Genomic DNA, 14,510 nt, shown 5'->3' on the forward strand with positions numbered 1-14,510 from the left:
GAAAATGACAACAATCTACGTATTTTTAAATGAATTTTCAAAGGGAACCCGGTGCAGGATACTCCTCCCGAGTGTGACTTCATCTGCATATTCGAGTTCATCGCCTACAGAAATTCCCCGTGCAATTGTAGAAGTTATTACATCATAATCTTTAATCTGCTTGTAGATATAAAAATTAGTGGTATCGCCTTCCATAGTGGAACTTAGGGCAAAAATCAGTTCCCTGATGTTTCCCGATTTGACTTTTTCGACCAAGGTAGGAATGTTCAGCTGGCTTGGGCCAATGCCATCAATAGGAGATATTTTTCCTCCCAATACGTGATAAATCCCTCTGAATTGGCCGGTATTTTCAATAGCCATTACATCGCGGATATCTTCAACAACGCAAATCAACTGATGGTCGCGATTGGAATTGGAACAGATTTCACAAACCGCAACATCTGAAATATTGTGGCAGCTCTGGCAAAACTTGATTTCTTCCCGCATCGTCAAAAGTGCCTGCGACAGCAAACCCGTCTGTTCTTTTGGCTGCTTTAGCAAATGCAATACCAAACGCAATGCAGTTCGCTTGCCAATTCCCGGCAATTGAGACATCTCATAAACTGCCTTTTCTAAAAGTTTCGAAGAAAATTCCATAGAGTGCAAATATACTAAACGGAGTCCTGATTTTTAGCAGAGACAAAACTGTTTTAAACAAAAAAGCTTCCTGAAGAACCGGAAGCTTTTGTTTGTTTTATAAAGGGTTATTTTACGGCCTTTGCAGACAATGCCGCTTTTTTTATCTCATCCTTAAATGTTTCTTTGGCTTTTAAATCGTATCCGCCAGAAACCATAATCGTGTTCTGCTTATCGACTTTTACGACATAAATTTCCATAACAAGATCTTGCCCTTCGTCATTCTTGATTAAGGCAGTCTGATAAAGAATATCTTTCCCTTTTTCTTTCAGTTCTCCTTTTTTTACATCGGTTAAATCTTTGTCCTCCGAGATAGCCTGCATTTCTGCTTTTGCATCTTCATAAGTTTGTGCCATCATATTTGCCATAATAAAGGCGACAGGCTCTGCTGACATGTACATATTTCCTTCTGCCATTGGGAAAAGCGATTTATTGAAATTCATGTCAATCTTGACCTCAGAAACGGCATCTTCTTGTGCAAATCCTGCATATGAAACTAAAAACAGGGCAATTGCAGTAATGATTTTTCTCATCTAATTTTCTTTTTGATTTATTTCAAATTTAGGATAAAACTGGGATTAATTGCTATTTTTGGGTAAATTTTATTTGCTTTGCAATAAACTCAAACTTAGATGAAACCACTTACCATTCTCCTGATAATCATTATTTATTTTGGCATATTGATATTGATTTCCAATATCGTCAGTAAAAAGGATTCGGGGAACGATGCCTTTTTTAAGGCTAACAAGAATTCGAAATGGTATTTGGTGGCTTTCGGGATGATTGGAACGGCACTATCCGGCGTGACTTTTATTTCTGTTCCCGGACAGGTTGGCTCACCCGATATACAGTTCAAATACTTTCAGTTTGTTTTAGGAAATGCTATTGGTTTTATACTCATTGCCAAAGTACTACTTCCGCTGTATTACCGAATGAATCTGACTTCAATTTACAGTTATATCGAACAGCGCTTAGGTCATGTTGCCTATAAAACGGCAGCTACTATATTTTTAATAAGCCGTACAATTGGCTCTGCAGCAAGGCTCTATCTTGTCGTTATCGTATTGCAACGCTATGTTTTTAACGCCTTTGGCGTCCCTTTTTGGGTAACGGTACTGATTTCTTTAGGATTGATTTTTGCTTATACGTATCGCGGTGGACTCAAGACGATTATCATTACTGATACGCTACAGACCTTATTCCTGGTTTCTTCCGTTATTTTTACTATCTATTTTATTTGCAGTAGCCTGGATTATAACCTACCAGAGGCTTTTGAAGCCGTAAAAGAGAGCAGTTATTCAAAGATATTTTTCTTTGAAGACTGGCTGAAAAGCAATTATTTCTGGAAACAGATTTTGGGAGGTATATTTGTGACACTGGCTATGGTTGGACTTGACCAGGACCTGATGCAGAAAAACCTGAGCTGCAAAAACATAGGCGAGGCCCAAAAGAACATGTTTACTTTTACAGGGATTTTTGTAGTTATCAATATCTTTTTCCTGAGTGTGGGTGCTTTGCTGTATATGTATGCAGAGAAAAACGGAATCAGTGTTCCTTTGGATGCTGTAACCGGAAAGCCCAGAACCGACCTTCTTTTCCCTGAAATCGCCTTCAATTACCTGACATTGGTTCCCGCAATCGTATTCTTATTGGGTTTGACAGCAGCAACATTTGCAACCACAGATTCTGCATTGACAGCACTGACCACTTCATTTTGTGTTGACTTTTTAGGTATGGATAAGGCCGAAAATGCTATGAATCCGAATATGGTTCGTACCCGCCATCTTGTCCACATCGGGTTTTCATTACTGATGTTTCTGGTTATTCTTGTCATTTATCTTTTAAACAGTGATGCTGTCGTCGGATTAATTTTCAAAGTTGCCGCCTATACTTATGGGCCATTGTTAGGCTTGTATTCTTTTGGATTATTTATGAAAACCAAAACTGTCAATGACCGTTATGTCCCTATTATATGCATATTGGCTCCGAGCATTACATTTTTAATCAGCTCCTATTCTACGGAATTGTTTGGCAATTATCAGTTCGCAGAGGAATTGATTATCCTGAATGGAGGGCTAACCTTTTTAGGATTATTGCTGATTAGTAAAAAAGCAACTACGCAAACGCGATTTTAATCAAACTATTGATCCTTTGCGGTTCTGCACCTTTGCGAGCAATTATTTTCACGCAAAGACGCAAAAGTTGGTACGGAAATTCATCAAAATATAATTCTTAAAAAAAGAAAGGCCTGGAAATTCCAGGCCTTTCTTTTTAAAACTGATTTGTTGAAAGCAGTACCAATGTACAAGCTACTTCTACCTGAATATTATTCAGTTTGAGCAGCTGGTAAAATTCCGGATTTTCTGTTCCCGGATTAAAAATCACCCTTTTTGGAGATAAGGAAACGACATAATTATAATAATCCCTCTGTCTTTGCGGATTCAGATATAGCGTTACCGTATCGACATTGGTAAAAGGAATCTGTTTGGTCTGGATTTTTACTCCAAACACTTCTTCTTCCTTAAGACCTATCGCAACTACGGAATGCCCTTTTGCCGTTAAATTTCGGATGGCCATGTAAGAATAACGCGCCGGATTGGCTGATGCGCCCAATACTAATGTTTTTTTATTTTTCATGAATGTGTCTATAGACTATAAATTTACTTGATTTTTCAGGCAAAGAAACGCTTTTTATCAAAACAATAACATCAATATTTTCCTTTGACGGATTGATAATAATCAGTAGGAAGCATGTCTCCTACTTTTAAAGAACTCATGTAACCTCCTACCATTACTCCATATACCGGACTGTAGTTTCCATTTTCATCAACAAAAATAACCTTCTCAGTAAAATCTGCTAAGGATTGATGTTTGTTGTCAAACAGAACATTAAACGGCACCTCAACCTCATTATAACCTGTAATTTCAGGTTTTGAACCAATGGTTATGGTCTTTCCTTTCCTTGCTGTTTCAGGAAATTCTTTTTTGTATATCGGAACCTGCTGCATCGGCTCCTTAAGAACTGTAATTTTTTTAAATCCCAACGTGTCACTTACCTCGAAATATTTTTTCGGGTCAACCTTAAATCCGTCTACAAAAAGAGCCAGTTTTTCTTTATCCCAGCTTTCATTGGCAATTGTATTGACAAAATGGGAAGTGGAGCCCAGATAAGAAGCCAGTCTTCTCTTGTCCGTTTTTTTAGATTCGGACAACACTTTGTAGAATGTAGTTCCTGAAAAATAACTTTTATCAATCGAAAAACTCGAAAGGCTTCTTCTTCGGTATACCACATTAAAGTCTGCCAGTTCAAAAAACACTTCATAACCAAGATAGGAATTTTTTATCTTGATTGGTTTGTGTGAAGTGGCGTTTAGTGTATTTGTAGCAATATCATAATACAGATTGATATCATCTTCGTTTAGTATCTTACAGGAGCTTCCTGCATCTGTATTTCCCAAAAACTGCTCCTTGAACGCCTTCATCATTTCTTTTCGGGTAAAAGGCCCTTTTTGAAGCACTACTTCCGGCATTGTAATGGCATCTTCTTCCATCAAAACCTTTATTTTCTTATGTTGGAAAGGATTTTCAAGCCGTATGGTTTTATATCCCATATAACTGACTATTAAAGTAGCCCGGCTATTGGCATTACCATTAATCCTGAAATAACCTTCTGCATCTGTCGTTGTCGCTACTGTTGAACCATCCAAATAGACGGTTGCTGCCTGCAGGGCATTATTTTGCATATCATATACATGCCCTTCCAAAACCTGGGAATAAGCTCCTTGAAAGCTAATCAAAAGTACTATTATAGTAAAAAGGTTCTTAAAAAAATTCATTTGCAAAAGTTAAGGGTGAAATACAAATATAATGAATCTAAAACTTGCTTGAAATATCCGACAAAATATAACCCGGTGTTTGATAATAATAATTTATTTATAACTTTACTATATCCCGCATTTCCAATTCTAATTTTACAACAAAAACTATGGAAATTTTCATTTATGTATTTGCAGCGCTATTTTCAGTTATCAATCCGCTTGGTGCCATACCTATTTTTGTCGGGCTTACCCAGCAGGACACCAAAGAAGAACGCTCGAGAATTTCACTTTGGACAGCTATCAACGTCTTTATAATCCTCATCATTTCTTTTTTTGTGGGCCAATATGTTTTGAATTTCTTCGGAATCAGCATTGACGCCTTACGAATTGCGGGAGGGCTTATTATCTTAAATTCAGGATTTGCATTGCTTTCGGGTAGATTCAACAAAACACGAGGGGTCAATAAAAAAGTAGAAAACGATGCCCAAAACAGAAACGATATCGCACTCACGCCCTTGGCCATTCCAATGTTGGCCGGACCAGGCTCTATTTCCTTATTGATTGCGCTTTATCAGGACTACCAACATCTGAATGAACAAATTATCGTATGCCTATCTATAGCGGCTGTTGCTATCGTTATCTTTTTGGTAATGCGAAGTGCCCATTATTTATCCCGAATTCTGGGAGCTTCCGGGATTGTCGCCATTTCGAGAATCATTGGTTTTATTGTTATTGCCATAGGTGTACAATACATTAGCAGTTCGGTTGTAAACATCCTGAAAACAATCTCGTCACAATAAAAAAAGCCCTGAATTTCAGGGCTTTTTTTATGTTTTTACTTTTTTTATTCTTTTGGCAGAAATACCTCAGCCATCATACATCTTGCACTTCCACCGCCGCAAGCTTCAATGGTATCAAGGCTGGAGCTGATGATTTCGCAATGGTATTCCAGCTTTTCAATCTGTACCGGTTTCAGGCTTTTGTATGCCGCAGCACTCATCACCAGATAACGCTTGTCATCCTTGCCTCTTACTTCCAGCATATTTCCTGCAAAATTATTAACCTGGTCTTCTGTAATCAGTATTACTTCTTTTCCATCTGCCTTAAGGTTATCCAATACCATTTTTCGTTCCTGCTTGTCATCAATACTATCTGCACAGATAACAGCAAAAGTTTCTCCCAGACACATCATAACATTCGTATGGTAAATCAATTTACGCTCGCCATTTACCGTCTGAAAGGCTTCAAAAATAACCGGGGCATAATCAAAATCTTCACAAAATTCAATCAGGAGCTCTTCATCTGCTCTTGGCGAAAGGGCACAATAGGCTTTTCCATTGGCACGGTCCAGCAACAGGCTTCCCGTTCCTTCCAAAAAGATATTATCTTCTTCCGCAGAGGTATAGTCAACGATGTTATCAATTCTGTAACCCTGGTCTTCCAGTAAATCTAAAATATCTTCGCGGCGCTCTTCACGACGGTTTTCTGCAAACATCGGATAAAGCGCTACGTCTCCGTTTTCATGGAATGAAATCCAGTTGTTTGGAAAAATAGAATCGGGAGTATCCGGACTTTTGGTATCTTCTACCACTATCACATTGATTCCTGCCGCTCTTAATTTCTCTACAAAAGCATCAAATTCCTGCTGTGCTTTAGCGTTCACAGTTTCCGGATGCAGTCCATCCAATACCTTCTGGTAATAATTATTTACCGCCGTCTGTTCATTCATCCGAAAAGCTACCGGACGAATCATCAAAATGGAATTTGTTGTTTGTTTCATATATTTTGGTATAACGTTTTGGGGGTTATTCTGTTTCAATAAGAAACGCTTTCCAAAACAAATTAATCTCTAATCAATGGCAAGGTTGAGCATCGCAACAAGCCTTCCTGTTTTGCAATTTCAGCATAAGGAATCTCTTCAACAGTAAATCCCTGGCTTCTAAGCCAATTGTTCAGTCTTGTAAAATTCCTTTCGGACACCACTACATTTTCAGCAATAGAAAATACGTTTGAATTCATATGGTACATTTCGTTCCTGTCAATATGGAAAAGGTTGTCTTTACCGAAAAGGTTTACCAAAAAGATATAATCCGATTCCTGACGGAAACCGCTTTTATAAATAATTCCTTTATCTTTTCCTACCGGCTGGAAACAGCAATCCAAATGCAGGGCATTGTCTCTGGCTTCCAGTTTTGATTTGACAAGGTCAAACTCCCTTACTTTTTTGTGCGGGAACAATTCTTTGATATACTTCACACCTTCCATATTGGTCCGTGCTGTAATATAGTCTTTATAATCCGATCCTTTGTAAGTTCCAATAAAAATATAATCATTCCAAAGCATTACATCGCCTCCCTCAATATGCACCTCATCCGGCGGACGAACCACTTTTTTCGGGTCAATCTGGTCTATAACATATTGAATGGCATCCAGTTCTCTTTCTCTGTCCGGAAGGATATTGGCTTTCACAAAAACATCATCAATAACAAACCCGATATCTCTTGTAAAAATCTGATTGTAATTTTCAATCATTTCCGGGCGGTATACTTTTACATCATATTTCTGGAAAACTTTATTAAAGGCTTCCATTTCTTCTACCATATCTTTTTCTACCGGATAGGTTCCTGCTAGAATATGTTCTAATGATTTTGGGTCATAGGCTTCGTCTGCAGTTGGCGTTGGTCCGTTATTTACAGCAGAACCCAGCACTACCGCTCTTAATCTTGAAGTTTCGTTTTTTACATTTAATTGCAACATAGCTTTTGGCTTTAGACAAAGATAAAAAAGGCTTTTTTATTATTTGTTAAGTTTATTTTTCTTCGTGATATTCCTGTTCGGTATTGATGGCCCAAATGTTTTCTTTGCCGGAAATACCGTTTTTTATATTCTGTACTGCCTGTATGGCCGTAAGCATGGAATGGTCCTGATTATTGTATTTGTGCATCCCGTTTCTGCCAATCAGGTACAGGTTTTCAAACCGAGCAGTATAATCAATAATTGCATTGAACTTTTCATAGGTTCCGAAATAGGCGGGATATGTTTTTGGCATTTTGATGACAACACTGTCCAGAACATCTTCCCTATTAATCATTCCTATTTCAACCATTTCCTTTATTGCCAGCTCTTTCATTTCGGCTTCGGACTTGTTCCAGAGCGCATCGCCTTCATAGCAGAAATATTCCAGACCAACCCAGGTCGTATTCGGGTCCTGAACCATAAACGGACTCCAGTTATTGAAAATCTGCAACCTTCCTACTTTAACATAAGGTTCCTGAATGTAAATCCAGTTGTCTGTAATCTCCTCTTTTGTCATTTTCCTTAACAAAAGTCCTACGGTTATAAAATCTCGGTAAACCAGTCCGTCAGAAATATCCTTAATTTTTTCCGGTACTTCCACTTCCAGAGAAGCAATAAGTTCCTGAACCGGCATAGTCGAAATAAAATAGTCGCCTTCAAAGACTATTTCTTCATTGGTCAACAGGTTTTGCGCTGTTACCGCCTTGATTCTATCGTTTTCTGCCTGAATTTTTATCACTTTCAAATTCTGATGCAGCTCTCCTTTATTGTCAGTAACTTTTCGGGCTACTTCTTCCCACATCTGGCCGGGACCAAACTTTGGATAAAGGAAATATTCAATCAGCGACGTTTCCGTATCTTTTTGGCTGATATTTTTATCCGTTTTTTTTGAGAACTTTTTTTTAAGGAAATGGGCAACCGATTTTCTGATTGACAGTCCCTTGATTCTTTGTGCCCCCCATTCCGAACTTATTTCGGTGCATTTTATGCCCCAGACTTTTTCTGTATAATCCTTAAAAAATGTCTTGTAGAGCTTTTTTCCAAACCTGTTGATAAAGAAGTCTTCCAGATTCTTTTCATGGCGAATTGGAAAGGCAACACTTTTAAGATAACTCATTCCTATCAGGAACGTATTGAACAGACCCAGTTTCCATACTGTTTCCGGTGTGAGTGCTATTGGATAATCAAAAAACTGTTTCTGATAATATATTCTTGATTTCCTGCTACGGACCAGCATGACATTGTCAAGGTTTTTGACATCCGACGGAAATTCAATAGTATTCAACTCCTTCGATTTATTCTGGTAGGAAATCCTGATTGCTTTTTCTTCTGAGAGAATAGGCAGGATTTTACACCACCAGTCCATAATGACGTCTGATTTTGAGAAGAAACGGTGTCCGCCAATGTCAATGCGGTTTCCTTTATAATTTACGGTTCTGGAGATTCCGCCCCAAAATTCACTCTGCTCTAAAACAACAGGCTGGATATCGGTATTCTGAATAAATTCATAAGCAGCAGTCAAGCCAGCCGGACCGCCTCCGATAATAATTGCCTTTTTAGTTTTCATCTTAATCCTATGGTTGACAAATCTACATTTCCTAAAATTAGTTTCCAATATTTTGAGTAAGTTTGTTTGCCTGAAAACTCTTAAAAAAGCACAATTGACAACTTTTTTCAACAACCTTAACGATTCTGAATTCCGAAAGCATTTTTTGTTTCTCAGTTTTTTTATGTTGTTTTTTCTGGCTCTCCGAATTATTCAGGGTGATTTCCGGTTAGCGGATTCGGAAGATTATTTTGCAACTGCCGAACTTTTGAAAAGCGGGGAATATTTTTCTTCATCAACTGATTTTGGCATGGCGACGCTGTTGACCAAAAGACCCTTTCTATATCCCATATTAATTCTTTTTCCTGGTTTTTCAAACGATTTGGTAATTGTCCTGCTCCAAACTTTGTTAGGCTTTTTGAATATCTATCTAACCTTAGAATTATTTAAAAAACTGGGAGGAAAATCCTTCCTATTGGTTACGGCATTAGTCCTGCTGACTCCTTCCATTTTTATTTATACGCATTTGGTCATGACCGAGGCGCTTGTTATGACTCTATCTCTTTTAATGGCATTGCAATTAACCGGAAAACTCGATTCAAAAAAGACATTCCGTATACAGCTCATTGGTATTGTATTGGTATTTTTAAAACCAGCTTTCTATCTTTTCCCTATTGTTAGTCTTTTATTTTTTCTTTTCTATTTTGTAAGGACAAAGACTTTCCATTTTTCTGTGTTTCTGCCGTTACTGCTCACAATTGGCTATATGGGTTTTAACAAGGAAAGGACAGGTTATTTTCATTTTTCATCCATGCAGAATATCAACCTGATTGACTACAATCTTTATCTTTTCAAAGCCCAGAAAGAAGGTGCAGAAGCAGCCAATCAATGGAGGGATTCAGTTTACCTTCAGGTTGAAAAATTACCGACATTTGAACAACAAAGCGAGTTTTTGGCTACAGAAGGAAAAAAGGCAATACAGGAAAACCTTATTCCTTATTCGGTCTTTCATTTTTATGGTGCCGTGCGCGGTTCCATTGACCCGGGCCGGTTTGATTTGATGACGCTGGTTGAGAAGTATGATCCAAATCAGGGTTTTCTGAATATGTTAAGTACGGCCGGCCTGAAAAAAACTATTTCTAATTTTTTCGAATATAAATACTTCTGGATTATCCTGATACTGATTCCCATATTCTTTGCTACCCTGTTCAAATGGGCGCTACTTTTCAGGCATCTCTGGCAAAGAAAAAAACGAATTGATTTTGCCGGAACTTTTCTGGTGATTTTCATAGCCTATGCCATTTTGATAACCGGCCCGGTCAATGCTTCCCGCTATATGATGCCTTTGCAGGGAATTTTGATAGCTTATGCGGTAATCAGTTGGGAAAGTTATAGAGCAAAAAAAAGCTCCACCAAACAGTGAAGCTTTTTTAAAACTATTTTTTGAAAATTATCTCTTTTCGAAAGGAACGAAGTCTCTTAACGGCGAACCTACATATACCTGTCTTGGACGACCAATTGGCTCTTTGTTCACACGCATTTCTTTCCATTGAGCAATCCATCCCGGTAAACGGCCAATTGCAAAAAGAACCGTAAACATGTCTGTCGGAATTCCTAGCGCACGGTAGATGATTCCTGAATAGAAATCTACGTTTGGATAAAGGTTTCTTGATTTGAAGTATTCATCTTCCAATGCAGCTTCTTCTAATTTTTTAGCAATGTTCAGGATTGGATCATTAACTCCTAAAGTTGCCAATACTTCATCTGCCGCTTTTTTGATGATTTTTGCTCTTGGGTCAAAGTTTTTATAAACTCTATGCCCGAAGCCCATCAAACGGAAAGGATCATTTTTGTCTTTTGCTTTTGCCAGATATTTGTCAGCATCGCCTCCATTCTTTTGTATTTCTTCCAGCATTTCCAAGACTGCCTGGTTCGCACCTCCGTGAAGCGGCCCCCAAAGAGCAGAAACTCCTGCAGAAATAGAAGCAAACAAACCTGCATGTGAAGAACCTACCATTCTTACTGTTGAAGTTGAACAGTTTTGCTCGTGGTCAGCATGTAGGATAAACAATTTGTCTAAAGCAGCCACAATTGTTGGGTCTGCAGTATAAGGTCCTGTTGGTAATTCAAACATCAAACGCATGAAATTCTCAACATATCCTTTGGTATTGTCATAATAGTTTAATGGATAGCCCATGCTTTTTCTGTAGGTCCATGTAGCAATAACAAGGAATTTACCCATTGTTTTACAAACTGCCTCATACATATCTTTTTCGCTGTCAACATTTACTGATTTTGGGTTAAATGCAGTAAGTGCACTTGTCAGGCAAGACAATACGCCCATTGGGTGTGCATTCTTTGGAAAACCGTCAATGATATTTTTCATTTCCTCATTTACCAAAGTATATTTTCTAATATCGGTTTCGAATTGCTCTAATTGCTTTGCAGTTGGCAATTCACCAAAAATCAAAAGGTAAGAAACTTCAAGAAAATCAGCCTTTTCTGCCAATTCTTCAATTGAATATCCTCTGTAACGCAAAATTCCCTCTTCTCCATCAAGGAAAGTAATTTCACTTTTACAAGATCCTGAATTTTTATAACCCGGATCAAGAGTTATTGCACCGGTTGCACTGCGTAGTTTGTCGATATCAATCGCAACTTCGTTTTCCGTTCCAACGAGTACTGGAAATTCGTGTCTGTTGCCATCAATTTCTAATATTGCTGTTTTTGACATAATATTATTGGAGATTATTTAAAATTGAAAAATATAATTTAACAAAAATAGGGAATTCGGTAATAACTAAAAAGCAATACGGTAACGTTTTCGTTAATATTTCTTTAAATTTTGCAAATCAGGCAGAAACAAATCCATTTAGAAAAAAAAGCCTGCTGATAAATCAGCAGGCTTTAAAAGTCAGTTATTCCATAACAAAAACTAAATCTTTATTGTTTTTTGATTAGGCTTTCTGGTTATTTTCTCTTTTTATGAATCTGTCTTCTAGTTTTTTCTATTGATTATTTTTTCGGTTTTGGCTCCTTCATCGGTTATAATTTTCACAAAATAAACTCCGGCTGCATAATTGGAAAGATCAAAACTCACCTCATTTTTTCCCAGGAGTTGCGTCATGAGTATTCTTCCCTGTGCATCATACAGGTATACTGTGCGAATCATGCCGGCAGCTTTAATGTTAAGCATTTTGTTTACCGGATTCGGATAGATTTTAATTGTTTGATCCAAATCTTTTTCATCAACAGACAACATTTTGAAAACGGTTGTGACTCTGTTTGTCAATACCGGAGTATTATAGTCAAAATATATTCCTACCCTGCTTGATACCGTACTTTCAGCAACAAGATTTTCTGTCGATTTTAGTTTTAATAAAATATTTCCGTGACCACCAGAATCCAGATAAACATTCTGAAAAATGAATTCGGCCCTATTTCCTTTTACTCTTGCTCTTAGTTTATGGGAGCTGTCCAATATCTGAAGCGATGATACATCATACTCTTCCTCATCAATTTCATTTCGGATCACTATATTTTGAGCAGGTGCATTTCCTGTATTTTCAAAGCGAACCAGATAATGGAGGTATTCTCCTATTTCTGTAGGAGGAACAATATCTCCTTCCAGACAGCTAATGTCATTAGGATCAAAAGAACCTACAACTTTCTGACGCAGTGTAAACGTATTGTCATTCGTATTCTCATCACCCGGTGCTGTAATGGAAGCGTTAAAACTCAATATGTCATTGATATTAACCGGATGCCCATCTGTCGGCCTGTTGATATTCATTGTTACAGTAAAACTGCGGGATTCAAAAGGATGCAAGTCTGCATAACTCCAGGTTATCCTACCCGGAGTTTGCGAACCGGCAACCGGAGTCGATGACACAAAACTCATCAGGTCCTGATTGTAGCGAAGCGTGATTCCAGCGTTTTGGGACACTGTCTGGTTTCCGTTGTTTTTATAAACTACTTTATATACTGCATCAAAACCCGGTCTTGCAGGAACCACTGGCGCAATAGCTATTTCTATGTCTGAATGCACTCCGTCTGGAGTAATACAGAAATTTTGTGTTTGCGTATTATTGTTATTATTTGGAAAGTTAACTACTGTACTGGCCGGGCTAAAAGAAAAGAAAGAGGTATTTTCTGTTGCAGGAGTCAGTGTAAATGCACCGGACTGCGTATAAAAAGCGTATCCTGTTTCAAGATCTGTAAATACTGATGATTCTTCTATTCCGTCATTTAATTTTACCTTGATAAAAGGCTGTGTTCTATCATTAGCGTCGCAACCATTGCCATTTTCATCCAACCTTAACATACCGGCTATGGTATTGTAATCACCTCCGGGAGTAAAAGTACAGTATGGAGTAACGGAAACGTTCATACCCTGACCCGTGAAAAAGCTTTGAAACAAAGCCAATTCATCTTCATCTGCGCAAACATATTCCAGGTTTGGCGTGTTGGCAAAATCAAAACCGTCAAAAATTTGCGGAAGTGAAAAACCATTTTTCAAATTTACCGAGATAAGTTGCGGATTGTCTGCGCACGAAACTACAGAAACATAAGGAGAATGGCTAAGGTCTAATTTTATTAAGGAATTATTATTGCAAAAAACCGACATTAAACCATTAAGTCCTGCCGTTTCAATTATAACGATGTTATTATTCCTGCAATCCAAATGTGATAAATTTTCCAATCCTGATAAATTTAAGACAGAAAACTGGTTATAACTGCACATCAGCGTAGTTAGTGATGGCAAGCCTGCTACGTTCAAAGCCGTTAGCTGATTGGCGCTACATTCTATTCTTTCGAGATGGCTGTTTGCAGAAAAATCGAGATTTGTCAGCATGTTACTATGGCAACTCAGGCTGACCAATTCCGGGAATGGTGAAAGATTTAAAGAGGCTAATCCCATTGCATTGCATGACAACTCTTTAAGTGAAGTCAGAGAAGAAATATTCAACGATGCAAGACCGGGATTATAAGAATAATCAAGTCTTTCCAGATTACCCAAAGATGCCAGATTCAATGTAGAAAGCTGGCTCAAGCTACAATCCAATGATTTTAAATTTACTAATCCGTTAAGATTCAAACTCGTAAGCCCCGTAACACTACAATCCAGCTCAACCAGGTTTGTAACCGGCGATAAATCCAGTGTTGTCAGGCTATTTCTTCCACATCTTAGCACTCTTAATGCAGTCAATCCGGTTAAATTGAGCGAAGTCAAATTACCACTCCCCATTACTCTGCAATCCAGATGTTTCAGGTTAACCAGTCCGTTCAGGTTTAATGAAGAAATCTGGTTTTCAGAACAATCAACATATTCAAGATAAGGGTTATTTGAAAGATTGAGCGTATTTATTGAATTATTATAACATTCAAGGATTTTCAGGTTGGAAAAATGATTAATTCCCTGAAGAGAAGAAATATCTGAAGCGGAAACATTCAGTTCTACGACTCTAACGGCTTCAGTAAGTTGAATTTCGCCATCATTATTCAGGTCAATACGTATAGGAGTTCCGTTGCCGTCTTTTGCTATCCGATTGGAAACATCAGCAGCCAACAATTTGCTTTTAAAAGATGGGTCTAAGATATCTACGTTCTGCGCATAGCTGAACCCGTATAAGAACAACAGCCCATAAAGTAATAATCTTTTCATATAACCATCA

At 37.9% G+C, this 14,510-nt stretch carries 12 protein-coding genes; 3 read left to right on the forward strand and 9 right to left on the reverse strand.

Annotated elements, in window-relative coordinates; all coding sequences use genetic code 11:
• Positions 1 to 15 precede the first annotated feature (15 nt).
• Together recR and B0G92_RS14900 are read right to left on the reverse strand one after the other, a co-directional pair.
• Positions 16 to 636 carry a recombination mediator RecR gene (gene recR / locus B0G92_RS14895; RefSeq protein ID WP_101472832.1) on the reverse strand — a complete coding sequence of 207 codons (621 nt, stop codon included), beginning with the start codon at positions 634 to 636 and terminating at the stop codon, positions 16 to 18.
• Positions 637 to 743: 107 nt separating this feature from the next.
• Positions 744 to 1,208 carry a hypothetical protein gene (locus B0G92_RS14900; protein WP_101472833.1) on the reverse strand — a complete coding sequence of 155 codons (465 nt, stop codon included), beginning with the start codon at positions 1,206 to 1,208 and terminating at the stop codon, positions 744 to 746.
• A gap of 99 nt (positions 1,209 to 1,307) precedes the next feature.
• Between B0G92_RS14900 and B0G92_RS14905 the strand changes: the two genes are divergently transcribed.
• Positions 1,308 to 2,810 (forward strand): sodium:solute symporter, encoded by a 1,503-nt coding sequence (locus B0G92_RS14905; RefSeq protein ID WP_101472834.1) that lies wholly within the window; start codon positions 1,308 to 1,310, stop codon positions 2,808 to 2,810.
• 136 nt (positions 2,811 to 2,946) lie between these two features.
• On the opposite strand, the gene B0G92_RS14910 is transcribed toward B0G92_RS14905, so the two are convergent.
• Entirely contained in the window at positions 2,947 to 3,312 is a 366-nt protein-coding gene (locus B0G92_RS14910) for a CoA-binding protein (RefSeq protein WP_101472835.1), read from the reverse strand.
• Between the two features lie 71 nt (positions 3,313 to 3,383).
• Positions 3,384 to 4,511: a carboxypeptidase-like regulatory domain-containing protein gene (locus B0G92_RS14915; RefSeq protein ID WP_101472836.1), complete on the reverse strand. Its 1,128-nt coding sequence runs from the start codon at positions 4,509 to 4,511 to the stop codon at positions 3,384 to 3,386.
• 149 nt (positions 4,512 to 4,660) lie between these two features.
• On the opposite strand from B0G92_RS14915, the gene B0G92_RS14920 reads away from it, so the two are divergent.
• Positions 4,661 to 5,293 carry a MarC family NAAT transporter gene (locus B0G92_RS14920; protein WP_101472837.1) on the forward strand — a complete coding sequence of 211 codons (633 nt, stop codon included), beginning with the start codon at positions 4,661 to 4,663 and terminating at the stop codon, positions 5,291 to 5,293.
• Between the two features lie 44 nt (positions 5,294 to 5,337).
• On the opposite strand, the gene ctlX is transcribed toward B0G92_RS14920, so the two are convergent.
• From ctlX to B0G92_RS14935, 3 genes are all read right to left on the reverse strand, one after another.
• Entirely contained in the window at positions 5,338 to 6,273 is a 936-nt protein-coding gene (gene ctlX / locus B0G92_RS14925; protein WP_101472838.1) for a citrulline utilization hydrolase CtlX, read from the reverse strand.
• Between the two features lie 62 nt (positions 6,274 to 6,335).
• Positions 6,336 to 7,250: a dimethylarginine dimethylaminohydrolase family protein gene (locus B0G92_RS14930; RefSeq protein WP_101472839.1), complete on the reverse strand. Its 915-nt coding sequence runs from the start codon at positions 7,248 to 7,250 to the stop codon at positions 6,336 to 6,338.
• A 52-nt stretch (positions 7,251 to 7,302) separates the two neighbouring features.
• Positions 7,303 to 8,856 (reverse strand): NAD(P)/FAD-dependent oxidoreductase, encoded by a 1,554-nt coding sequence (locus B0G92_RS14935; RefSeq protein WP_101472840.1) that lies wholly within the window; start codon positions 8,854 to 8,856, stop codon positions 7,303 to 7,305.
• 52 nt (positions 8,857 to 8,908) lie between these two features.
• Here B0G92_RS14935 and B0G92_RS14940 point away from each other — a divergent pair, with 52 nt between their 5' ends.
• Entirely contained in the window at positions 8,909 to 10,258 is a 1,350-nt protein-coding gene (locus B0G92_RS14940) for a hypothetical protein (protein ID WP_143395055.1), read from the forward strand.
• A 27-nt stretch (positions 10,259 to 10,285) separates the two neighbouring features.
• Here the strand turns inward: B0G92_RS14940 and B0G92_RS14945 are convergent, their stop codons facing one another.
• Both B0G92_RS14945 and B0G92_RS14950 read right to left on the reverse strand, forming a co-directional pair.
• Positions 10,286 to 11,569 (reverse strand): citrate synthase, encoded by a 1,284-nt coding sequence (locus B0G92_RS14945; protein WP_101472842.1) that lies wholly within the window; start codon positions 11,567 to 11,569, stop codon positions 10,286 to 10,288.
• 264 nt (positions 11,570 to 11,833) lie between these two features.
• Positions 11,834 to 14,500: a DUF7619 domain-containing protein gene (locus tag B0G92_RS14950; RefSeq protein WP_101472843.1), complete on the reverse strand. Its 2,667-nt coding sequence runs from the start codon at positions 14,498 to 14,500 to the stop codon at positions 11,834 to 11,836.
• Positions 14,501 to 14,510: the final 10 nt, after the last annotated feature.

The organism is Flavobacterium lindanitolerans (assembly GCF_002846575.1).
Lineage (GTDB): Bacteria > Bacteroidota > Bacteroidia > Flavobacteriales > Flavobacteriaceae > Flavobacterium > Flavobacterium lindanitolerans.